Genomic DNA, 22,240 nt, shown 5'->3' on the forward strand with positions numbered 1-22,240 from the left:
AATGGAGAGACAGTGGGAGGAGAAGCTAATTAAATCATCCTCCCCAGGTGGAAGCTCTGGAGACCTACATCCTTCATCCTTCCTCCCTCCACTGACTAAGCTTGTCTCTAGTCGTCGTCAAGGCGAGCGAATTCTTCTAATTCTCGATAAGCTTGCTTGAGGCGAGCATAGTGAGCTTCTTTAATTTCCTCAAGCGCTTCTGTATCGACGAGGTGGCGATACACCGAGTTAACTAATTCCGCATGATAGGTTTCGCGTTCGTTACTGTAGTCAATCGTCACGCGAGAGCTATTATATTCATCGTCGGTATAGAACTGCTTCGCTTCGGTAGACGCAGCCATAGCAGTTGTTGACGATTGTCCGCCAGAAATCGCCATGGAAACGGCATCAAAATATCCGGTGCCGACTTCGCGCTGGTGGCGCGTTGCCGTATAGCCGTGAACCTCGCTGGCAAATTCGGCTTCTTGCAATTGGGAATAAGCAGCCATGCCGCTTTGAGCATAACCGCGAGCCAACTCAAACATGCTGTAGTTGAGAGCGTGGAACCCAGCTAGGGTGACAAATTGGAATTTATATCCCATTGCTCCGAGTTCTTTTTGGAACTTAGTAATAGTAGTTTCGTCGAGGTTGGCTTTCCAGTTAAACGAGGGAGAGCAGTTATAAGCCAGCAGCTTGCCAGGATACTTGCTGTGAATCGCTTCAGCAAACAGGCGGGCTTCTTCGAGATTTGGCTTGGAGGTTTCCCACCAGAGCAAGTCGGCATAGGGGGCATACGCTAAGCCGCGAGCAATGCAGTGAGCAAGACCGGAACCGGGTTTGAGGCGATAGAATCCTTCAACCGTTCTTTCTCCCGTAATAAAGGGGCGATCGCGCTCGTCCACATCACTGGTAATTAGCGTGGCACTTTCTGCATCGGTGCGAGCAACGACTAGCGTGGGAACTCCCATCACGTCTGCCGCCAGCCGTGCGGCGTTGAGGTTGCGAATGTGGGCGGCTGTGGGAATTAGAACTTTCCCGCCGAGATGACCGCATTTCTTTTCGGAAGCAAGTTGATCTTCATAGTGTACGGCAGCAGCACCAGCCTCGATATAGGCTTTCATGATTTCAAAGCTGTTTAAGGGACCGCCAAATCCAGCTTCTGCGTCGGCGACGATGGGTGCAAACCAGTAGATATCGCCTTTTCCTTCCAGGTGCTGAATTTGATCGGCTCGCTGAAAAGTCCGGTTGATGCGACGGCACAATTCCGGACCGCTATTAGCCGGATAGAGGCTTTGGTCGGGATACATGGCTCCGGCGACGTTAGCGTCGGCTGCTACTTGCCAGCCAGATAGGTAGATTGCCTTGAGTCCGGCACGTACCATTTGCATAGCCTGATTTCCCGTCACTGCACCCAACGCGTTAATGTAGTCTTCGCTATGCAGGAGTTCCCAAAGCCGATTGGCTCCCATTTCAGCTAAGGTGTAGCAAATGGAAATCGATCCGCGCAGTTTCTGCACGTCTTCGGGAGTATAGTTGCGCTCGATTCCGTTGAAACGATCCTGAGGGGCATGGGGAACGAGTTGTTCAAAGGTTAGTTGACGTTGGCTAAGTTGACTCATCTGCTCGTAATTCTCCTCTGGTTAATCTCAAAAATTGACAAAAGATTTCTGAGCCGATCGCAAACGTTAATGAGATCGGTTGATAGTTGCGCCTAATCGGTTTGGCTAGTTAGAAAAAGTAACGAGGTGCCGATAGGCAGGTAGCGTTAAGAACTCTTCAAAGCGCTCGGTCGTTACCAGTTCTGTGAAAAGCTCTGTGGCGCGATCGAAAGTAGCCTTCCAACTGCTGCGATCGGCAATTTCTCGACGCAGTGCCGCAATTTCTTCTTCCACAATGGTTTGGAAGAGGGCGCGATCGACGGTGCGACCGTCCTCTAGTTTTGCCTGGTGGCGCAGCCATTGCCAAACCTGTGCCCGACAGATTTCAGCCGTAGCTGCGTCTTCCATCAGGTTATACAGAGGCACGCAACCATTTCCAGCCAGCCAAGCCGTTAGGTATAAAATCCCGACGCGAATGTTATTGCGAAGACCGCCTTCAGTAATTTTCCCCTTTGGGATGGCGAGCAGATCCTCTGCCGTAATGGTGATATCATTCAGGAGAACAGACAGTTGATTTGGACCCGTCATTTGTCTGTCAAACACCTCGCGTGCGATGGGAACGAGCGCGGGGTGTGCTACCCAAGTGCCGTCGTGACCGTCGCCTACTTCCCGCTCTTTATCGGCGCGTACCTTGGCAAAGGCAGCTTCGTTAGCTGCGGGGTCGTTTTTGATCGGGATCTGAGCTGCCATCCCGCCCATCGCAAAAGCACCGCGACGATGGCAGGTTTTGATGACCAGTCGGCTGTAAGAGCGCATGAAATGACACGTCATAGTCACTTCATTGCGATCGGGCAACACGAAATCGGGGCGATTGCGAAACTTTTTGATAAAGCTGAAAATGTAGTCCCAGCGACCGCAATTGAGACCGACGATATGATCGCGCAGTTCGTAAAGAATTTCGTCCATCTCAAAAGAAGCGAGAATGGTTTCAAGGAGGACAGTCGCCTTGATAGTCCCAATTGGCAATCCAAGCGCTTCCTGAGCCGCTACAAAAACTTGGTTCCACAAAGCCGCTTCGTACCTATTTTCCAGCTTGGGCAGGTAAAAATAGGGACCAGTGCCGTTTTCGATTAGCTTGTGGGCATTGTGAAAGAAATAAAGCCCAAAGTCGAATAGTGAACCCGACATAGGACGACCGTCTACTAGAACGTGTGATTCTGGCAGATGCCAGCCACGGGGTCGAACGATCAAAACGGCAGTTTTTTCGTTGAGCTTGTATTCTTTTCCAGTTTTAGAATCGGTAAAGTCAATGGTTCGGTTGACGGCATCGCGCAAATTAATTTGACCGGATACCATATTGTCCCAGGTCGGACTGTTGGAATCCTCGAAATCAGCCATAAAGGCATTAGCCCCTGAGTTGAGGGCATTAATGACCATCTTGCGATCGGTCGGTCCGGTGATTTCAACGCGACGGTCTAGTAAATCTTGGGGAATTGGCGCAATTTTCCAGTCGCCGTTGCGGATCGCCTCGGTTTCGGCAGGAAAGTCCGGCAGTATGCCAGCATCAAATTGCTGCTGAGCATATTCTCTAAGTTTGAGCAATCGCTCGCGTTCGCCACCAAAACGGCGCTGCAACATAGCGATAAACTCTAGCGCCTCTTTCGTTAAAATTTCAGCATATTCTGCCGATACTTTGCCGAGAAGATTTACTCCATTGACTATTTGATTATCTTTCTGTAAGGGAGCGGTAAATGTCATTGTCGTTTCTCGCTTTTTTGGTATTACCGATCTCTACTTATAGTCAGTCTTGTTCGACTTTTCGTGCGCGAAAATAGCGCAATCTTAAGTAAAGATACCTACAATAAATACAGCTCTTTTACAAAAAATGAAAAACTCCTCACACCTATCCTTTTTTTAATAGGCTGCATCGAGAATTTGACGAAATAGCAAAGATTTATTGACTAGGTTGAGTTATCTAGGCGTTTGTTTGCCTAACCTAATGGCTTAGTTGTTTTTTGGAGATTATTATCGATCCCCAAAGAGAACTGTATTTAACTATACGACATTTTAACAAAAAAATCTTATTAAGTTCGGAAATTTTTCTCAAGATATTAACAAGATTTTAATAATCTACACTTATTATAGTTTAACCTCAAGTTTTTGTTTTCTAGAACATTTTTTTATAGTCAACTATGTTATTCAGTGTGTAACAATTAAGATTTTTTTATATATACCATCACTGCTCGATCTTCTTGTTTTGATTAACAGGGTTATTCAGGGTAAAATTAATATCGATAATGTTTAATAAGGCGAGATAGAGTCAAATCCATCTAGCTTTTTTTCTATGAGTAGAAACAACTAATAAATAAAAAAATTGTATTTTGAGAACTATTGCTCGATCGATTTAACAAAACTAATTTTAAGTTCGATCGATCGTCAAAGGCATTCTATTGTCAAAAAGAGTGAGGAGTCTAGTTAACTGACAAAACTCAAATCGCCCTCACCCTAACCCCTCTCCCAGAGCGGGAGAGGGGCTTTCAACTTAAGACTTTGTCCTGAAGTTCCTTCGTCCCTTGCGGGAAAAGAAATTTAGGGATGAGGAGTCAAATCGTGAGACTGGGTATTAGGTTATTAATATGCAATAGACTTTACAAAGTAAGACAGTGTTTACAGCCATGGTTGCGTTTGATTCACCAAAAGTGACTGTCGCCCATTCCAGGTGCGGAATAGTTATTAGTCATTGGTGTAAGTGACAAGTGACAAAGGACACGAATTGGGGGAAATGCATGGCAAAGGCAAATGGCATTTGTCCCAACACCTTGTCTGTACTACACTGCTCGATCGTTGCTGGCAAATTCTAGAAATGGCAGAAAGCTCCATCTCGCAGACAAAGTAACTGGGAAAATATTAACTTCTGCCCTGGAGCTTCTGCTTTGTGCCTACTGTTTTTTAGCCGCGATGAGCTGTCGTTTCAAATTGTAGGTGTAGGCTAGAAATTTGTTGTCAATATAGTCTTTGATTTGCCGTTCTAAGTTTCTTTGATAGCGTTGAAGTGCCGTGTTGATTCTTTCGTCGATAATGTCTGGCGCGCGATCGTCGCTAGAGTGCAATTGCATCTCGTGTTGTACTAAAAATTGCTCGATCGCATCCAAAATTACTTGAGAGCGATTGGGGTTTCTCCCTGCCCGACGCGATGGATACAATTTCTGTGCCAGCAGATCGATGCGTTCCAATGTTTCGGGTGGAATGCGGATAGATACTAAGGGGGATTTTGTCATTTCTATTAATTCTTACCTCATCTGTTTTACATTGTATAACATAGTCATACTAAATGTCGTTACCCCAACGTGTGAGATGGCAGCATGACTTACGAGCGCTCCTTGCTTTTTTGTGTTGCTCAAAGCACTCGTGCAGAAATAAAAAGTCTGCATATAAAAAAATAAAAATATGGAAAACTCTACTTGAGAAATCGATAGATATCTTATAGATATCTTAATTTTGCCGTTTTCTTGGGATATTTTAGCAAAATCTGCTAAATTTTAAGTTGGGAATTTTTACAGTGCGCGATCGCTTCCAAGCAATCCCGAACAAAATCCGAACTCAATAATTTGTTTAGATCTCCATATCTCTAGAATAAATTAAGATTTCCAGATGAGAAATATAATCTTTATAAAGATTTAAGATTAAACCATCATTACCAGCATGATATTAAGAAATGTTATTGTTACTCTAACAAGAGTAAGAAGCGCTCAGCTGTGGTGGAATAGCGGTCAGGCTCCGGGGTCATTCGTGCCAAATGTCTAAGAAAGAGAATTTTATAGAGCGAACGAATCTATTTCTGATTAAAACTAACCGATTGACAAAAAAGAAAAAGTAGGCGAGCTGCGATCGTCAATTCTTGACGATCGCTTAATTCTAAGATAGTCAGTTATCTAGTAGATATAAAATAGTAAATGGAGCAAGAATAGAGGTAAATGCGCAACAAATTTAAATTTTTTCTAAAGAATTAAAGCTATGTCTAACTAAAGATAGAAGGAAAGATAGAAGTAAGGAATAGATTAACACACAGTAGAGTTACCGAGCAAAATTTTGTTTGTACTAAATTGAGGAAAGATCATGGTAGAAACAACGAATCACTGGAGTGAGATGACCAACGATCTCGTTAGAGCTTGGGCTGATACGGGAACTCAAATGTGGAAAAGCTGGTTTAACCTGATGGGACTAGCACCAACTGCTGAGACGCTTGCCGATGCCAAACCGGCATTCAAGTACGTTGCCCAGCGATTTGTAGATAATCAAGACCTGTTTGTGCGCTTTCTCAGATTATCCTACAAAGCCTGGACGGATATTTTTCCCAAGGTAGAATCGGGCGAAGACTGGCAACAGACATTGAGCAAATACACCGAGCAGATTCGCCAGCAGTTTGACCAGTTTTTCACGGGAACGCTTAGAGTGAGTCAAGATACAGCCCAGTTGTGGCAGCTATACTTGAAAGAAACGCAGAAATTTAACCAGCTTTGGGCATCTGCTCTCATGTCGTCCTCTGGATTGATTAGTAAGACGGTCACGGGAACCAGCACGCCTTGGATCGAGCTAAATAACCTCTACTGGAACTTACTGTACGAAGAAACCTTTGGCAGCTTGATGCAAAGCCCCATCCTCGGGCCGACTCGCGAGTTCAATGGCAAGTTAGTACGAGCTTTCGATGCCTGGACAGATCTTTATCAGGCGACCATCAATTATCAAATCGTGCTAGCCAACGTCCAAATTCGTTCTTTTGAACAGTTGATGCGAGAGTTGGTTTCTTTAGCCGAGAAGGGCAAAACCGTGAAGAACTGGCGAGAGTTTCAGGATATTTGGAGCCAGGTTGCCGACGACGTTTTTGCCCAGGCATTCTGCGATGAAGAGAACCTCAAGATTCGGGGTAAGTTCCTCAACTCCCTTAATAACTATAGGCTCCAACAGCAAGAACTGCTAGAATTGTGGATGAAACTAGCGGGAATGCCCGTGCGCAGCGAAGTAGACGAGATGCATAAGAATATTTACGAGCTGCGGAAAGAGGTCAAGAACCTGAAAAAAACTTTGGCCAGGTATGAGGCGAGCGATCGCGAAAACCAAGAAGTGCTCAAGGAACTCAAGGCTCTCAAACAAACCCTACTCGCCTATGAGAGTAGCGAGCCACCAACCCAGCCACAAGCCCAAGATTAACCTCAATAGGAAATAGGACTGATGCATTTTGATAGTCCTACAAGAAAAATTCATCTAGCGCAGTTAGATAAAGAGGAAACAAAAGACATGCTGCCGTTTTTAACTCAGATACGCCTTGAAGATGTGAGCCACGAGTACACCGAACTAACCAAAAAAGTCCTTCAAGGCATTGAAAACCTAAGCCGCCTGCGAGAGGAAGATATTGAAATTGGCGCTACGCCTAAAGAAGCGGTTTACAGAGAGGATAAAGTAATTCTATACCGCTTCAAGCCGATGGTCGAGCAGCCTTTGAGCATTCCCCTCCTAATTGTTTATGCTTTGGTTAACCGTCCCTATATGGTCGATCTACAAGAGGATCGATCCCTGGTTGCCAATTTGCTCAAACTGGGTTTGGATGTCTATTTGATTGACTGGGGATACCCCAGCAGAGCCGATCGCTGGTTAACCCTCGACGATTACATTAATGGCTATATCAATAACTGTGTCGATTTCATCAGAGAAAAGCACGGTTTGGAGAAAATTAACCTTTTAGGGATTTGTCAAGGGGGAGCTTTCAGTCTGTGCTACTCCTCCCTTTATCCCGAAAAGGTAAAAAATTTAATCGTCATGGTTGCGCCAGTAGATTTTAACATGCCCAACACCTTGCTCAACATGCGCGGAGGCTGCACCCTTGGGGCAGAAGCTTTGGATGTGGATCTGATGGTCAAGAGCCTGGGCAATATTCCTGGCGATTTTCTCAACCTTGAGTTTTTGATGCTCAAACCCCAGCAGTTAGGAATTCAAAAATACCTTGACTTTCCAGAAGTCATGACCAGCGAAGACAAGCTATTAAACTTTATGCGGATGGAAAAGTGGATCTTTGACAGCCCCGATCAGGCAGGGGAGGCATACCGACAGTTCATGAAGGATTTTTATCAGGAAAATAAACTCATTAAAGGGGAAGTGATGCTCGGCGATAAGCGCGTGGATCTAAAAAACGTGCGGATGCCAGTCTTGAACCTTTACGCCGAAAAGGATCATCTGGTAGATCCCGAATCTTCTAAAGCACTAGAAAAATATGTGGGAACAGAGGATTATACGGTGCGCTCCTTCCCAGTCGGTCATATCGGTATGTATGTCAGCGGCAAGGTACAGCGAGATTTGCCTCCTACAATCGTCGATTGGTTGAAGGCACGAATGTGAACTCATAGTTAGCTTCTGGCGATAGAGTTGACTTTACAGGCGTTCGGAGACGTAGATAGTAGGCTACGTCTCTACCTGTGAGAGGCCATTTTTCAATTCACAACAGTAATACCAATTTTCATGTTTTCACGATATACATTCTTCACCCCTCTCCCTATTTGGGAGAGGGGTTGGGGGTGAGGGCAATCGACTATCTGTGTCATTAATGAATGAAAAATGATATAAGGACTCAGAAAAAATGCAAGAAAACGGGGAAAAGCGGCGGGTTGCGGTCGCCTGTCAAGGAGGTGGTAGCCATACGGCGTTTACTGCTGGAGTTTTGAAAAGAATCCTCAAGCAAGCAGGAGAGGAGTTTGAAATTGTGGCTCTGAGCGGAACTTCAGGAGGCGCTATCTGCGCTCTCTTGACCTGGTATGGTCTACTCTTGGGAAGTCAACAGAAAGCGATCGAACTGCTCGATACTTTTTGGCGCGATAATTCTGCTACGTCGTGTTGGGATAATTATCTCAACAACAGCCTTGTTTGGGCTTCTCGCCTCAGCAGCGTTTTTTCGCTGCCCGAAGTTAGCCCGTATTTTTACCCCAATTGGGGTCAGCAGATCCTCAAGCAACTGTTGAAAAAGCACGTTCGATTTGACAAAATCGGAGAACTGCTCGACGAATCAAGTCCCGTGTTAATTGTGGGAGCGGTCAACGTCCTTGACGGTCGTTTTAAAGTTTTTAAGAATGCTGAAATTACTCTAGAGGCGATTCTCGCCTCAGCCGCGATTCCCATTTTATTTAGAGCCGTGCGAATCGGACAAGCGGCATTTTGGGATGGGCTGTTTACGCAAAACCCCCCGATAAGAGACTTGCCAGATGCTAAACCCGATGAGATCTGGGTCATCCAAATCGAGCCGCCAGCTCGCAAGGAGGAGCCAAAGTCCGTAGAAGACATACGCGATCGGCGTACCGAACTCTCTGGTAATCTTTCCCTAGAACAGGAAATCCATTTTATAGAAAAGATCAATCAGTTGCTCCAAAGCAAGCTCCTTATAGATAGCAAGTACAAGCCTATTGAAGTCAAGCGAATTATGATGCTTCGCGAGCTTGATTATTCGTCCAAAATAGATCGCAGCCCTTCATTTATCCAGAGTATGATGGCTTATGGTGAAACAGAGGCTGAAACCTTCTTGAAGAGCTATCAATGAAAATAAAACATCTGGTTGACTGACAAATTTTTATCCCCTCATCCCTAAATCCCTTTTCCCACAAGGGGCGAAGGGACTTCAGGCAAAAGTTTTAAGTGGAAAGCCCCTCCCCCAGTGCGGGAGAGGGGTTGGGGTGAGGGCGATTTGAGTTTTGTCAGTCAACTAGATAATACCAATTTTCAGGTTTTCGCGATCGACATTCTTCTCCCCTCTCCCTATTTGGGAGAAGGGTTGGGGGTGTGAGAGCGATCGACCATCTCTGTCATTAATGAATGAAAAATGGTATGAAACATTCAATTTCCAATAGAAATCAACTTTGTTTCCACAATCAGGCAAAAATTCCGTAAGGACGGCAGCCAAAATAGCAGCCACCATCCTCCTAGCCGCCAAATGTTACCCCAACGTTCTGGATAAGCATCTAACAAAGGCTGCACCCCTCAAGAGCGATCTTGAGGGTCGGTTTGATTGCACAAGGGCTGCGGCGACTCCTGGGAACCCAAGACGCACTCAAAGGTTGACGGCAAATTTAATTTACACTACTGTCTGGGGTTTTCTGCATCATATCAAAATAGCTATTCCAGATCTGCCGTTGGGTTTCCACCATCGTTGGTGTTTTTTGCAGCAAGTCAAAATAGTTATTTACAAGCTGCTTTTGAGTTTCCATCACTGTTGGTATTTTCCGCAGCAAGTCAAAATAGTTATTCCAGAACTGCCGTTGGGTTTCTATTAGCATCTGAGCTGTTTTCTCTTGAGCTTCAAGGGAAGTTTTTACGACTTCTTCTTGGAATTTCATCGTTTTATCGAAATTTTCCGAGAAATTAAGCGTATTCTTTCCCGCAGTAGTAGGTATTGTTTCAAGCCAAATGTCGAAATACTTTTTCTGCCAATTGGCGATTTCTTGTTGATAATCTTCAAATACTTTGGTATCCATTGATTTTTTTTACCGCTAGATACCCCATCCTTTTTTGTGGATGGAGAGGAAGCGGGGCGGGATATTAACCACTTCCTAATTTTTTCCTCTCATCCATTAATATTATAGGCTTTCGCCTGAAATTGAAGTCTTAAAAATAACATCTCGAAACTTAAAATTCTTATCAAAACTTGACAAAGTCTAGTCAAATTCTCATTTAGATAGGAAACGATGTTTAATTATTTGTTGAAAAATGTTAAATAGATAACAGTCCTAATAAGTTGGATTGGTTACAATCTATCATTAGAGGGATGGAAAGACTGAGGATGTAATATTCTTTACACAACTGAGTAAGGATTCACTTTTCTCGCTAGTATGGTTCTGTGAAGCTTTTGATTCTTATTCAAAAATAGCTTTACCAGAGCTTTACCAAGAATTAAATTAGTAAAGAATTTTGTGATTCTCTAGATGAGTATTTGTGTAGATATTGCACTAAAAGTAATCATCAAAGAGAATTATCGCGTCTAGCGAATTACTATGCACTACTTCTTGACTAGGATTTAAAAACTTTGATAGTCGATCTAATCTAATAGGTTGTCCCAAAGGTAGAGAACGTCATGTTGAGCGTAGCAATAGCAAAACGAAACATCTGATAGCAGTTTTCAGTAAGATGAGAGACAAAATGGACTTTTCAGATCGGATGTCCTCTAAACCTAAGTTCCAAAGAGAATCTGCCGAACAGACCTTATCTATCAATTTGTAGATAGATTTATAGACAGACGAGGTTGAAATAAATGCACCATGCCAACTCTTTCTTCTCCCACGATGACATCAATGCTTCAACGCCATCGCTTTCCGCTAAGGATTATTGCCCTTGGGGATAGCCTGATCTATGGCTTTGGCGATCCTGTCGGCGGCGGTTGGGTAGAACGTCTGCGAAGGCAGTGGATGCATCTCGATGGTTCCGGTCACGCTCTCTATAATTTGGGCATTCGCGGGAATGGTGTGGCTCAAGTGCATCAGCGACTCGAACAGGAGTTTCGCCAACGGGGCGAGCTGAAAAATCGAGTCCCAGACATGATTATTCTATCGGTGGGAGTTAATGACTCGCCGAGAGTGGGTCGTCGAGACGGACGCAACTTAACCGATTTTGGAGCGTTTATGGCACAGCTAGCCGACTTGTTAGATCGAGCGCAGCAGTTGTGCCCGGTCATGTTTGTGGGGATGACACCAGTCGATGAGAGCAAGATGCCCTTTCTTGAGTGTTTGTATTACGATCGCGCCGAACAATACCGCTATAAAGAGGCCACCAGAATTGCTTGCAAGCTACGCCGTATCCCTTACTTAGACATTTTTGATTTATGGATAGAACGCGGAGAAGAATGGATCGAATCGCGCCTCTGCCCGGACGGACTCCATCCCAATGTTAAAGGCTACGAAGCTTTGCTAGAAGATATTCGGGCTTGGGAACCATTTTCAAAGCTCTTTGTTCGCCATTCTTAGCTGATTTGTGTGAAAACCCCTCAACTGCGATCGCAGTTGAGGGTTCTGTTTAGGATCGATATTTAACTGCCTGCCGGCTGGGCGCCGGAATACTGACCGCAACCTCCCTACCCAATCTAACCAGAAGTTGTAGCAGGTGTTTTGCGCATTGTTTCAAAATAATCGCTCCAGAATTGCTTTTGAGTTTCTATCAGCATCTGAGTGGTTTTTTCTTGGACTTCGAGGTAAGAGCGTACTATTTCCTCTTGGAATTTCAACGTTTTCTCGAAATTCTCTCCGAAATTTAGAGCATTTTTTCCATTGGGTAGACTTTCAAGCCAGGTGTCGATAAACTTTTTCTGCCATTCGGAGAATTGCTTTTGATACTCTTCCCAGATTTTCGTATCCATTAGCCTTCTGCCGCTAAATTCCCCATCCACAATTGGGACGGAGAGGAAGCGGGGCGGAATCTTTACCGCTTCCTACTTTTTGCTTTTACACCATTATTATAGTCAATTTTTCTCCGCATACTTCATAAATTTAAGCAATTAAAAGATAATAAACTTTATTAAAAGTTGAAAACTTTTAAACAATTACATTGTCACGATCCCCTGATATTTTTAACTAGCAAGATCGCTAAAAAACTCTGAAAAAACCCAATTTGTAGATTGACTGACCTTATTTTTGCTGTAATAATTCTATGGTCGCCTTAAATTTTGATTGTTTATCAAAAAATTAAGCGCCTAGAAGCCTCCGTCGTCAACGACAGATATAGAATTGGTCTCTATTTTTTGAGCGTAACTTTAGGAATTAGCGCTCCGATGGTTCGAGCCGGATGGGAGTTGACGATCGCTGATAAGAGCGAGTTAGATAGCGAGAACCGAACCAAACCGTATAACCTAGACCGACAAGTTCAAATATCGGTTCTAGTAAAGGAACGTCGTTAATAGCACCCATTACAGCTAGGGTTAGCTTGAGAACGATCCCCGCTCCTACAAGCCAACCTAGCAAGATTACAGGTTTCTTGTAAGCTTGCCATAAATCATTCCAATATTGTTGCGACTGTTCTATGTAATTAGTGATTTGCTGTCCCAACAGCAGCGACTTTTCTTGGTACGATCGCGGCGCTAAAGTACCGGCGGGTTCGGTACCGAGCTTGATTTGAGGAGTTTCGGTTTCAAGCAGTTGTTCTTGTGGCACAAATGGTTCAACCATATTCATTCCCAATCTTTCTAAAGGCGAGAATGCCAACCCATCGAGTGGGTTTAATGTAATTTATACTAGCGTTTTTTGTACGGTGACGAATTGTTTAATGGTAATGCCCAACCCAATCGCGTTGGCTGCTGATAGACTTTTTTAAGCGTGTTGATATCTCTAGGAGAAATTGAGGGCGGGGTGCGAACTTGAGAAAAATACATAATATCGGTTTCCACCCGACTGTGCCCCCAGATTCCCAGGGCGTGACCGAGTTCGTGGCGCGCCGCTGAGAGGATCGAGCGATCGCTCAACCCCGGATTAATGAGAATCGTCATGCGATGGGATAAAATAGGCGGATTTCCTGCGCGGATATAAAACTCGCAGCGAGTTTGCGCCGATCGCGCTCTAAATCTCTTTATCCGTCCCGTTTCGCGGTCTATTTGCACTCCCAAAGGTGGCAGATATCGCTCGATCGCGATATCTGCCAGTTCTGGTTGCTTAACTTCTATCAAAGGTAGATAGGCGTTCCATTCCCGGATCGCTTCTGCAACGGCATTTGTCCATTGCTGGAAACGGCGGTTGCTAGCTGAGGAGTCTTGGAGATTTTCAGGACGATCTAGATAAACTTTAATCGGAAACTCAGACCAAACTAAATAACCCGCAGCAGTAGGCTTGACCTCGGAAAAATAGTCCCCTGCCTTTGAGAGAACTTGCCACTGTGCCAATGTAGGCGGCAAGAGATGAACCTGTAAGGGAGGTAGAAAAGAATTGGAGTCTTTCGCTTCTACGCCCCGAAATTCTAGAAGGATAACAAGGATGCCAATCGCGATCGCAACTCCTATCGCTATAGGATAGGGGGAGTGGGGAGAGTTGGAGGAGTTGGGAGACAATTAACGACTAATATCATTTTTTAAAAGTAATGACGGAGACGGTCGATCGCCCTCACCCCCAACCCCTCTCCCTATTTGGGAGAGGGGAGAAGAATATAGATCGTGAAAACATGAAAATTGGTATAACCCCTAACCACTAACCGATGACCAATGACCAATGACCAATGACAAACGACCAATCCCCAATCTACCGATTCAACCAACCAGCACTCAAGACTATCGTTGTTCCCATAAATATAGCAGTCAGCGTCCAAGCGATCTGGTTCAAGGTTTTTTCTGCGCTTTTGGCGCTGGTGAATAATTGTGCTTGTCCGCCGATTCCGCCTAACCCGTCTCCTTTAGGACTGTGGAGTAAGACGATAACGACGAGCAACAAACCAGATACTGCCCAAATAACTTCAACCAGTTGAACGATAGTCATGACATTCAATGAAAGGATGTTAGTTTTTAGATTTTGGCTAGAGCCTATATCTAGATTATAGGGAAACCCGGATCGGTGTCCGACTGGGTTTGACTTCAAACTCTATCGGTTTAATCAGCGATCGCCCGGTCATTTCCTCTGGCTGAGGGATTTGTAAAATTTCGAGGATTGTTGGGGCAATATCGCACAACCGTCCGTCGTCGCGAAGTTCTACTTTGGCACCGTGTCCGGGAATTTTGCGTCCTTCTCCTTCTATAAGAATCAAGGGTACAGGATTGGTTGTATGAGCCGTCCAAGGATTTCCTGCTTCATCGCTCATATATTCTGCATTGCCGTGATCGGCAGTAATCAAAACGGTTCCGCCCATTTTACTAATGCTCGCGAGTAAGCGTCCCAAACAGCGATCGACGGTTTCAATAGCTTCGATCGCCGCTTCTAGGTTGCCCGTATGACCGACCATATCGGGATTGGCGTAATTCATGACCGCCAGGGAGTAAATCCCTTTTTCAATGGCAGCACATGCGACATCGGTAACCGCTTCTGCTGACATTGCGGGGGCTTTATCGTAAGTCGGCACCATTGGACTTTGAACCAATTCTCGATCTTCCCCTTCAAACGGTTTTTCTAATCCACCATTGAAGAAGTAGGTTACGTGGGGATATTTTTCCGTTTCCGCCGTGCGAAACTGGCGCAACCCGTGCTTGGATATCACTTCCCCCAAAATGTTGCTCAGATTTTGCGGTTCAAAGGCGACGCTGACGGGTAAAGTAGGGTCGTATTGAGTAAAAGTAACAAAACTCAGCGGCTTAATCTGTTCTCTCTCAAAGCCGTTAAAACCAGGGCTTACGAAAGCGTAACATAACTGTCTGGCTCGATCTGGGCGGAAATTGAAGAAAATCACTCCATCTCCGGCTTCTACGGCACCAGGTGCGATCCGAGTTGGTACGATAAACTCGTCGGTAACGCCTTGGGCATAGAAATCCTGCAAGACTTGAGTCGCCGAACGTCCGTCTCCCGCCCCATCTTGCACGAGCAGATCGTAGGCTTTTTTGGTGCGATCCCAGCGGCGATCGCGATCCATGGCATAATAGCGACCGCTAATCGTGGCGATGCGCCCTATCCCAATTCTATCGATGTGTGCCTGGATTTTACCAATTGCGATCGCGCCTTCAGTCGTATTCGTATCTCGACCGTCGGTAATAGCGTGAACGCAGACATTGGCAACCGATTGTAGCTTGGCTAAATCCAGCAATCCCAATAAATGCGTTAAATGCGAATGAACGCCGCCTTCGGAACACAAACCGATCAGATGGAGTTTGCCACCACGGGCGCGAACCTCCTCGCAAACTTTTACTAAGGCAGGGTTGCGAAAAAAAGAACCGTTTTCTACCGCATCAGAAATACGAACCAACTCCTGCGGCACTACTCGTCCAGCACCTAGGTTGAGGTGTCCTACCTCAGAGTTCCCCATTTGACCGTCTGGAAGTCCCACGTCTTTGCCGGAAGTATGAATTAAGGTTCTAGGATAGGCTGCCCACAGGCTATCCATAGTGGGGGTTTTTGCCATTGCGATCGCGTTGGCTTTTTTTTCTTCGCGATAACCCCAGCCATCTAGAATAACTAGCACCACCGGAGATATAGGTGCTTGTGCCATGATGATTGTCCTATCAATAATATTTCTACATGCACATTGATAATATCATTGACTTCTCTATCATGCCTACTTTTTTGCTTTTTCTGCATAAAGCTATCAGCGATTTTCTGCCCCTGTACCCGATTTATCTATCAAAAAAAACCTTAATATTATCATAATCAATCCCCTCAAAAGATGAGGGGATCGGATGAGTTTCTATGCAATTTCTGCATGATTAGCTGAGATGGCAAGAACTGCGGTAGCACCAGCGCAGTAAAGTCGTTCCTGCTACAAACTTGAGAACCTCTAGCAACCAGTAACCTTCGTGCAGGGAAATCATGGCGGCAGGCATCGTGCTAGTTGTTTCAAACAGGTTTAGCTGTAACCCCAAGCCACTCATTTGGGGAGTTAGAAAATAGATGTAAATTAGGGGAATAATGACAAGGAGTCCTGACAAAATAATCGACAAGCGCTCTTGCAAGAGGTCTGCATAGGAAATGAGATGGCAGAAACGAAGCCCTAAAAAACCTGTTAGCACTAAAGCGGCACACAGTAATTCAAGGCGGTTAAACATTCCAAAGATCGTATAGCCAGCGCTAGCAAATCCGGCTTGATTCATCATTCCAGAAGCCCACAAGCTAGGAAGAATTAGCAGATCGAGAATCAAGCTACCACTGAGCCAGAAACCCAAAGCAAACAAAATAACAGTTGACCAGCTTATGGACTTCAAGCCACGGTCGGACATAGCATTCATAATCGTATAATTCCTCGGCTTTTAGTCTTATCTCCATTCTATGAGGCGATAGATAGTCTCAAGTTTTAAGAAGTTTGACAAAAAGTTTTAAGTAATGTGATGCAATTAGCGATCGCGCCTAAATGAGCAATTTCGTAGCCGTGGGTATTTTGCGTCGGAAACCCCAAACAAGCAGCACGAGCGACGTGACCGAATTTCATGGCGATCGAAGCATCACTGCCAAATCCGCTAATCGCCGCTAATTGCAAGGGAATTTCCTCTTTTTGGGCAACTTTTCGCAATTCATCGTTCAACTTTTCATCGTAAATGCCATAGCTATCCTGAGATAGCAATACGGGTGCTTCTCCGTCTGCGATCGGATATTCGGAAGATAAAGGACAAATTTCTAGAGCAATCAGCGCATCCAAAGGCTGATTTTGAGTAAAAAAGAGCGCCCCAATCGCACCCACCTCTTCTTTTGCCGAGGCAACTAAATAGATATCTACTCCAGGATCTTGCAAATATTCCGCCAGTGCCAGCAAAATTGCCACAGAAGCCTTGTTATCCAGAGTATAGCTAGCAATATGGTCTTTTAAGCGAATAGGACGCTTGCGATGTTTTCCTACAACGACTCGACTTCCGGGACGCACGCCTACTTCGGCTAATTCTGTCATACTCCGTTTGGTTTCTACCCAAGCATCTTCCCAGCGCAGCGGGGCATTGTCCTGTTGTGCCTTTTGGGGAGATTCGTGCGAGACGTGGCGAGAACCAAAAGAGAGAATGCCGCTAATCGTTGCCTTGTCGCCCAGAATATCGACTACGCCTTCGCCATACACCCAAGGAAAAGAACCGCCGAGTCTGCGAACTTGCAAGCAACCATTTTCGTCGATGGATTTAACGATCGCGCCGATTTCATCTTTATGACCCGTAATCGCGATGGATCTTTGAGAATCTCGACCGGGAATTTTGGCAATAATATTTCCTGCCCGATCCTGCCAGGTTTCTAATCCGAACGATCTCAAGCGATCGAGTAGAAGGCGATCGATTTCCTCCTCTACGCCGCTAGGAGAATGATGCAGTACTAATTCTTCAATAGTTTTAAATAAGATATCGTAAGCTAGCATTATTAAATAATTATTGGGAATTAGAGCCAATTTTGGCAGTAAAAAACTGAAATTTTCGTTTAGAAATAATCGCTTTTCAACCGCTAACTAATACTGAGTTGCGTTCAAAAATGTCAGTCGCTGATATCTGTGACAACGCGACCCGTTATTGGTTTTCCAAACCAAGGAGTATTGGTAGAAAGAGAATTCAACTCTCGCTGTTCTACCGTCCACCTAGCTTTTGGATCGAACAATACCAACTCGACAGGTTGTCCGGGGGTACAACTTATCGGTTTTTGATGCAAACACGATAGAGGACGAACGCTCAAACACTGCCATAACTCAAGCGCAGACCATTCACCGCTTTCCACAAAGCGATCCCACAAAAGTGGCAAGGCTAACTCCAAACCGATTGCTCCCGGCGGTGCCTCAGCAAAGGAAAGGGTTTTCTCCTCATAAGTATAAGGCGTGTGGTCAACCGCAACAGCATCGATAATTCCCTGCTTCACGCCTTCGATTAAGGCTGCCATGTCTTCCTTGTTGCCCAAAGGAGGTTCTAAGCGTAAATTGGGATCGTAACTGGCAACGTCGTTAGTATTGAGCAATAGATGCATCCAAGTCGTACTGGCAGTTACGGGTACTCCCCGCGCTTTAGCTTGGGCGATTAACTCGACCCCTCGACGTGTCGATACCCTCATTAGATGAACTGGAGTATCGATAGCAGCAATGAGTTCTAATAAAGACGCGATCGCGGCGGCTTCTGAAACGGCTGGATCTCCGGGCAATCCATAGCTAATCGAAGCTACTCCCTCTCGCATTACCCCTTTACCCTTGAGGGATTCGTTCGCTGGAACTAGGGCAACTGGCTTGTTTAAAGGTTTTACATACTCCAGCAATCGCCGCAGCAAACCTAAGTTTTTCACCGGACGACCGTCTGCAAACCCCACCGCGCCTGCCGCTGCTAGGTCGGTTAGTTCCGTCATTTGCTGCCCTTCAATGGCAACAGTCAAAGCGCCCCAGAAGTTGAGATGGGGGGACTTTGGGAATTCTTTTGTCTGACTTGCGACTTCTAACTTCTGTTGCAGTAAGGCTAAGGTGGCGGGGTTATCGACGGGAGGAATGGTATTGGGTAAAATGGCTAAACGAGTAAAGCCCCCTGCTTTGGCAGCGGCGATCAGAGAAGCAAGCGTTTCTCGTTCTTCGTGTCCTGGTTCTCCGCTGTAGCTGTAGAGATCGACCAGTCCCGGCGCTAAGATTAATCCCTCAGTCTCCAAAACTGATGCATCTTGAGGAATGGAATCGAAATGCGTTTCAATTGCTTCTATGCGATCGCCAGCAATGAGAACGTCGGCAATGCGATCGGTATCGGAAAGCGGATCTAGAACCCTTACTCGTTGCAGTAATCGTTTGGGTGAATTTAGCAATTGCAGCAGTAAAGTTTTCAATCAGTTAAATCGTATAAATCGTATCAAGTTTTGGTTATCTCCACTCTTGCATCATGTGAATTTAGACCCCGCTGTTCCCAAAAAGCTGCGATCGCACAAAGCCTCACTCTTTGATACGAACGTCAATAATGGTAGCGTTAAAACTGTAGTTAAATCCTTCTAACTCGATCGGTACGCCAATCTTAATTTTTTCACCCCCTAAGACGGCACCGTTTTTAGTAATTTGCGCTTTGCCTGCCAAGGTTAGAAGCAAATCGGTAGCGTAGGCATCGGCTTTGGGATCGGGAAGGGCTTTTACCGTACCGTCGGGTTGGGGCACGGTTACCGTTCTAGTAAGTTGCTTGACCGCTTTAATATCGATTTGACCGTGGGGTTGCTTGCGAATAATTAGATTGGCTTTATTGGCTTTATCAAACTCGCTCAATAAAACTTTTGGATCTCGGATCCCCAATCCCCGCACGATCGCGTCAACTTCAATGGGTTTCATTCCAGTTCCGCTACCTGCGATCGACGTACCAGACGTTCCAGGGAAGAAAAAGATCCCAATAATAACTAAAAGAATAACGCAGGCAGCACCCAAATCTAGGATACTGATCGTTCCAAATAAACGTCCTTTAGAATCTACAATTTTCATAGCCAATTGTTTATTAATTATCTACATTTACTTCTCAATCGCCCATCGTCAATTGTTGTGAGTTACCTTGTCTTCCTCTCTCCCTATCTCCCTTTTAGTTCTTTTGATAATCTATCCGAGGAAATTTTACCATAGCCATTACTTAACCCCGTTCAAACGGCAGAAAAGCTAAGATAAGAAACGGTTGCAATTGAGAGGTAACGACAGAGTAATGGGTGCAAAAATCAAAGCGCTAGGAAAAACTCATACAGAAAAAATGCCAACCCAACAACAATTCGACTCCCAAGAAGACGGCAATCGAGAGCAGAAAGTTGCCAGTCGATCTTGGACGATAGAAGATAGCGAAAACCTATATCGCATCCAGGGATGGGGAGAACCTTACTTCTCAATTAATGCAGCCGGTCACGTGACGGTTTCGCCTCAAGGCGATCGCGGCGGTTCTCTAGATCTGTACGAACTGGTTGCAGCGTTGCGTCAGAGAAATATCGGACTGCCCTTACTCATTCGCTTCTCGGATATTTTAGCCGATCGGATCGAACGCTTAAATGCTGCTTTTGCTCGCGCGATCGCCCGCTACAACTATCCTAATGTCTACCGGGGAGTTTACCCGATCAAATGCAACCAGCATCGCCACATTGTCGAATCCCTAGTTCGTTATGGCAAACCTTACCAATTCGGACTAGAGGCGGGATCGAAACCCGAATTAATGATTGCGCTGGCGACGCTAGAACCTAGTTCGGAAGCTTTATTGATTTGCAATGGCTACAAAGATCGAGAGTATATCGAAACGGCACTTTTAGCGAGACGACTAGGACATCAAACGATTGTCGTTATCGAGCAACTCGAAGAACTGTATGTAGCACTTCAAATTAGTAAGCAATTGGGGATCGAACCCGTTTTAGGCGTCAGAGGCAAATTGAGTACCAAGGGATCGGGGCGCTGGGGTACTTCTACGGGCGATCGCGCTAAATTCGGTCTGACCATTTCCGAAATGCTTAAAGTCGTCGATGAGTTACAAGCGACAGGAATGCTTCATTGCTTGCAACTGCTTCACTTTCATATCGGCTCTCAAATTTCTTCGATTAGCGTCATCAAAGATGCTATTCGCGAAGCCAGTCAGATTTACGTGCAACTGACTAGATTGGGAGCGAATATGTGCTATCTAGATGTGGGAGGTGGCTTAGGCGTTGATTACGACGGCTCTAAAACCAACTTTTACGCCTCGAAGAATTACAATATGCAGAATTATGCTAACGATATCGTCGCATACGTTAGAGATGCTTGCGAGCAAGGTCGGGTCAATGCCCCCATTCTCGTGAGCGAAAGCGGGCGGGCGATCGCTTCCCATCAATCCGTTCTCATTTTTGATGTTTTGGAGACTAACGATGTTCCCTCTACGCCGCCTCAAGCTGTAGAAGAAACCGAACATTTAGTTCTGCGCAATCTTTGGGAGACCTACGAATCTATTAATGAGAATAACTACCAAGAAACCTATAACGATGCCATTCAATTCAAAGAAGAAGCCACCAGTCTATTTAACTTCGGCTATTTGAGTTTAAAAGAAAGAGCCAGAGCCGAACAATTATACTGGGCTTGCTGCGGTAAAATTCTCGATATTGCTCGCCGTCAAGAATACGTTCCCGACGATTTAGAAGACTTAGAAAAGATCATGGCTTCTATCTATTATGTCAATCTTTCTGTCTTCCAATCGGCACCGGATTCCTGGGCGATCGATCAGCTTTTTCCCATCATGCCCATTCATCGCTTGAATGAAGAACCAACCCAACGGGCAATTTTAGCCGATTTAACTTGCGATAGCGATGGCAAAATCGACCAATTTATTGACTTGCGAGACGTTAAATCTGTCTTGGAATTGCATCCGCTCAAACCGCTCGAAAAGCCGAATAGCGATCGCCAAAAATCTCACGAACCTTATTATCTGGGAATGTTTTTGGTAGGAGCCTATCAAGAAATTATGGGCAATTTGCACAATCTTTTTGGCGATACAAATGTCGTTCACATTCAAATGTCTCCAAAAGGATATCAAATTGAATATTTAGTCAAAGGCGATACCATTACTGAAGTTCTGAGCTACGTTCAATACAAGGCAGAAGATTTACTAGAAAATATTCGCCGCCGCACCGAACAAGCTTTACAAGAAAATCGAATTACTCTCAAAGAATCTCAACTTTTACTCAACGACTACGAACGCAGTTTGAGTCGCTATACCTATTTGGTTGGGGAGTAAGAGAACTTGGGTAATGTAGCGATGCCACTGTACAAAATATTGTTAGCTTTTCTTAAAACGATAGGAAATATTCTACTCATATTTGCGCTACCATGAAGGGCTATCTTATAGCTCATACTATAATCAAAAAACCTGGTTGACCGATCAATCTTTGTCCCCTCATCCCTAAATCCCTTCTCCCACAAGGGGCAAAGAGACTTCAGGTAAACTCTTAAGTAAAAAACCCCTCTCCCGCTCTGGGAGAGGGGTTGGGGTGAGGGCGATTTGAGTTTTGTCAGTCAAACTAGCCAGTAAACATTAAAATCTCGCCAAGAAATCAATTTCTTGGCTAACAGCATAAGTCCATTAAAATGAACTGAAAACTTTTCTAGTAATCATCATTTAGTCT

The 22,240-nt window shown here is 45.0% G+C and carries 20 protein-coding genes; 6 read left to right on the forward strand and 14 right to left on the reverse strand.

The genetic code is table 11. The features are described 5' to 3' along the window. Nucleotides 1-107: 107 nt before the first annotated feature. The gene (gene aceA / locus NIES593_RS05545; protein ID WP_073598631.1) at nucleotides 108-1,598 is read right to left on the reverse strand and encodes an isocitrate lyase; all 1,491 of its coding nucleotides are present in this window, start codon (nucleotides 1,596-1,598) and stop codon (nucleotides 108-110) included. Nucleotides 1,599-1,703: 105 nt separating this feature from the next. Next, nucleotides 1,704-3,335: a malate synthase A gene (gene aceB, locus NIES593_RS05550; protein ID WP_073598632.1), complete on the reverse strand. Its 1,632-nt coding sequence runs from the start codon at nucleotides 3,333-3,335 to the stop codon at nucleotides 1,704-1,706. A gap of 991 nt (nucleotides 3,336-4,326) precedes the next feature. Between aceB and NIES593_RS23935 the strand changes: the two genes are divergently transcribed. Further along, a complete protein-coding gene (locus NIES593_RS23935; protein WP_175561040.1) occupies nucleotides 4,327-4,473 on the forward strand; it encodes a hypothetical protein in 147 nt (48 codons plus the stop codon). A 43-nt stretch (nucleotides 4,474-4,516) separates the two neighbouring features. Here NIES593_RS23935 and NIES593_RS05555 read toward each other — a convergent pair whose 3' ends face one another. Continuing rightward, entirely contained in the window at nucleotides 4,517-4,855 is a 339-nt protein-coding gene (locus NIES593_RS05555) for a ribbon-helix-helix domain-containing protein (protein ID WP_073598633.1), read from the reverse strand. Nucleotides 4,856-5,693: 838 nt separating this feature from the next. On the opposite strand from NIES593_RS05555, the gene phaE reads away from it, so the two are divergent. The 3 genes from phaE (at nucleotide 5,694) to NIES593_RS05570 (ending at nucleotide 9,156) form a co-directional block, all read left to right on the forward strand. Next, entirely contained in the window at nucleotides 5,694-6,785 is a 1,092-nt protein-coding gene (gene phaE / locus NIES593_RS05560; RefSeq protein ID WP_073598634.1) for a class III poly(R)-hydroxyalkanoic acid synthase subunit PhaE, read from the forward strand. 87 nt (nucleotides 6,786-6,872) lie between these two features. Next, complete coding sequence (locus NIES593_RS05565; protein WP_073598704.1) at nucleotides 6,873-7,967, forward strand: class III poly(R)-hydroxyalkanoic acid synthase subunit PhaC; 1,095 nt, start codon at nucleotides 6,873-6,875, stop codon at nucleotides 7,965-7,967. Nucleotides 7,968-8,205: 238 nt separating this feature from the next. After that, on the forward strand, nucleotides 8,206-9,156 hold the full coding sequence (locus NIES593_RS05570; protein WP_073598635.1) for a patatin-like phospholipase family protein: 951 nt from the start codon (nucleotides 8,206-8,208) through the stop codon (nucleotides 9,154-9,156). 162 nt (nucleotides 9,157-9,318) lie between these two features. Here the strand turns inward: NIES593_RS05570 and NIES593_RS23940 are convergent, their stop codons facing one another. After that, on the reverse strand, nucleotides 9,319-9,531 hold the full coding sequence (locus NIES593_RS23940) for a hypothetical protein (RefSeq protein WP_175561041.1): 213 nt from the start codon (nucleotides 9,529-9,531) through the stop codon (nucleotides 9,319-9,321). A gap of 151 nt (nucleotides 9,532-9,682) precedes the next feature. Further along, nucleotides 9,683-10,087 (reverse strand): hypothetical protein, encoded by a 405-nt coding sequence (locus tag NIES593_RS24510; protein ID WP_073598636.1) that lies wholly within the window; start codon nucleotides 10,085-10,087, stop codon nucleotides 9,683-9,685. A 780-nt stretch (nucleotides 10,088-10,867) separates the two neighbouring features. Here NIES593_RS24510 and NIES593_RS05580 point away from each other — a divergent pair. After that, the gene (locus tag NIES593_RS05580) at nucleotides 10,868-11,569 is read left to right on the forward strand and encodes a GDSL-type esterase/lipase family protein (RefSeq protein WP_073598637.1); all 702 of its coding nucleotides are present in this window, start codon (nucleotides 10,868-10,870) and stop codon (nucleotides 11,567-11,569) included. Nucleotides 11,570-11,685: 116 nt separating this feature from the next. Here NIES593_RS05580 and NIES593_RS05585 read toward each other — a convergent pair whose 3' ends face one another. From NIES593_RS05585 to NIES593_RS05625, 9 genes are all read right to left on the reverse strand, one after another. Next, the gene (locus NIES593_RS05585; protein WP_015145463.1) at nucleotides 11,686-11,958 is read right to left on the reverse strand and encodes a hypothetical protein; all 273 of its coding nucleotides are present in this window, start codon (nucleotides 11,956-11,958) and stop codon (nucleotides 11,686-11,688) included. Nucleotides 11,959-12,358: 400 nt separating this feature from the next. After that, nucleotides 12,359-12,763 (reverse strand): CAAD domain-containing protein, encoded by a 405-nt coding sequence (locus tag NIES593_RS05590; protein WP_073598705.1) that lies wholly within the window; start codon nucleotides 12,761-12,763, stop codon nucleotides 12,359-12,361. Nucleotides 12,764-12,828: 65 nt separating this feature from the next. After that, nucleotides 12,829-13,635, reverse strand: a complete 807-nt coding sequence (locus tag NIES593_RS05595) for a matrixin family metalloprotease (RefSeq protein WP_073598638.1) — start codon at nucleotides 13,633-13,635, stop codon at nucleotides 12,829-12,831. 187 nt (nucleotides 13,636-13,822) lie between these two features. Beyond that, entirely contained in the window at nucleotides 13,823-14,056 is a 234-nt protein-coding gene (gene secG, locus NIES593_RS05600; protein ID WP_073598639.1) for a preprotein translocase subunit SecG, read from the reverse strand. A 55-nt stretch (nucleotides 14,057-14,111) separates the two neighbouring features. Next, the gene (gene gpmI, locus NIES593_RS05605) at nucleotides 14,112-15,710 is read right to left on the reverse strand and encodes a 2,3-bisphosphoglycerate-independent phosphoglycerate mutase (RefSeq protein WP_073598640.1); all 1,599 of its coding nucleotides are present in this window, start codon (nucleotides 15,708-15,710) and stop codon (nucleotides 14,112-14,114) included. A 214-nt stretch (nucleotides 15,711-15,924) separates the two neighbouring features. Continuing rightward, entirely contained in the window at nucleotides 15,925-16,443 is a 519-nt protein-coding gene (locus tag NIES593_RS05610) for a hypothetical protein (protein ID WP_073598641.1), read from the reverse strand. A gap of 65 nt (nucleotides 16,444-16,508) precedes the next feature. Continuing rightward, nucleotides 16,509-17,546: a M42 family metallopeptidase gene (locus NIES593_RS05615; protein ID WP_073598642.1), complete on the reverse strand. Its 1,038-nt coding sequence runs from the start codon at nucleotides 17,544-17,546 to the stop codon at nucleotides 16,509-16,511. A gap of 113 nt (nucleotides 17,547-17,659) precedes the next feature. Further along, nucleotides 17,660-18,970 (reverse strand): dihydroorotase, encoded by a 1,311-nt coding sequence (locus NIES593_RS05620; RefSeq protein WP_083602342.1) that lies wholly within the window; start codon nucleotides 18,968-18,970, stop codon nucleotides 17,660-17,662. Between the two features lie 103 nt (nucleotides 18,971-19,073). Continuing rightward, nucleotides 19,074-19,604, reverse strand: coding sequence for a DUF4330 domain-containing protein (locus NIES593_RS05625; RefSeq protein WP_073598643.1), 531 nt, complete (start codon nucleotides 19,602-19,604; stop codon nucleotides 19,074-19,076). 211 nt (nucleotides 19,605-19,815) lie between these two features. Between NIES593_RS05625 and speA the strand changes: the two genes are divergently transcribed. Then, nucleotides 19,816-21,852 (forward strand): biosynthetic arginine decarboxylase, encoded by a 2,037-nt coding sequence (speA, locus tag NIES593_RS05630; protein WP_073598644.1) that lies wholly within the window; start codon nucleotides 19,816-19,818, stop codon nucleotides 21,850-21,852. Nucleotides 21,853-22,240: the final 388 nt, after the last annotated feature.

Source organism: Hydrococcus rivularis NIES-593 (genome assembly GCF_001904635.1).
Taxonomy (GTDB): Bacteria; Cyanobacteriota; Cyanobacteriia; order Cyanobacteriales; family Microcystaceae; genus Hydrococcus; species Hydrococcus rivularis.

What these genes read in the sequence shown, in the direction of transcription:
- NIES593_RS05625 (WP_073598643.1), bottom strand. Translation starts at nt 19,604, where the DNA reads ATGAAAATTGTAGATTCTAAAGGACGTTTATTTGGAACGATCAGTATC.
- speA (WP_073598644.1), top strand. Translation starts at nt 19,816, where the DNA reads ATGGGTGCAAAAATCAAAGCGCTAGGAAAAACTCATACAGAAAAAATG.
- NIES593_RS05615 (WP_073598642.1), bottom strand. Translation starts at nt 17,546, where the DNA reads ATGCTAGCTTACGATATCTTATTTAAAACTATTGAAGAATTAGTACTG.
- aceA (WP_073598631.1), bottom strand. Translation starts at nt 1,598, where the DNA reads ATGAGTCAACTTAGCCAACGTCAACTAACCTTTGAACAACTCGTTCCC.
- phaE (WP_073598634.1), top strand. Translation starts at nt 5,694, where the DNA reads ATGGTAGAAACAACGAATCACTGGAGTGAGATGACCAACGATCTCGTT.
- aceB (WP_073598632.1), bottom strand. Translation starts at nt 3,335, where the DNA reads ATGACATTTACCGCTCCCTTACAGAAAGATAATCAAATAGTCAATGGA.
- NIES593_RS24510 (WP_073598636.1), bottom strand. Translation starts at nt 10,087, where the DNA reads ATGGATACCAAAGTATTTGAAGATTATCAACAAGAAATCGCCAATTGG.
- NIES593_RS23940 (WP_175561041.1), bottom strand. Translation starts at nt 9,531, where the DNA reads ATGGTGGCTGCTATTTTGGCTGCCGTCCTTACGGAATTTTTGCCTGAT.
- NIES593_RS05565 (WP_073598704.1), top strand. Translation starts at nt 6,873, where the DNA reads ATGCTGCCGTTTTTAACTCAGATACGCCTTGAAGATGTGAGCCACGAG.
- secG (WP_073598639.1), bottom strand. Translation starts at nt 14,056, where the DNA reads ATGACTATCGTTCAACTGGTTGAAGTTATTTGGGCAGTATCTGGTTTG.
- gpmI (WP_073598640.1), bottom strand. Translation starts at nt 15,710, where the DNA reads ATGGCACAAGCACCTATATCTCCGGTGGTGCTAGTTATTCTAGATGGC.
- NIES593_RS05590 (WP_073598705.1), bottom strand. Translation starts at nt 12,763, where the DNA reads ATGGTTGAACCATTTGTGCCACAAGAACAACTGCTTGAAACCGAAACT.
- NIES593_RS05570 (WP_073598635.1), top strand. Translation starts at nt 8,206, where the DNA reads ATGCAAGAAAACGGGGAAAAGCGGCGGGTTGCGGTCGCCTGTCAAGGA.
- NIES593_RS05610 (WP_073598641.1), bottom strand. Translation starts at nt 16,443, where the DNA reads ATGAATGCTATGTCCGACCGTGGCTTGAAGTCCATAAGCTGGTCAACT.
- NIES593_RS05585 (WP_015145463.1), bottom strand. Translation starts at nt 11,958, where the DNA reads ATGGATACGAAAATCTGGGAAGAGTATCAAAAGCAATTCTCCGAATGG.
- NIES593_RS05580 (WP_073598637.1), top strand. Translation starts at nt 10,868, where the DNA reads ATGCCAACTCTTTCTTCTCCCACGATGACATCAATGCTTCAACGCCAT.
- NIES593_RS05555 (WP_073598633.1), bottom strand. Translation starts at nt 4,855, where the DNA reads ATGACAAAATCCCCCTTAGTATCTATCCGCATTCCACCCGAAACATTG.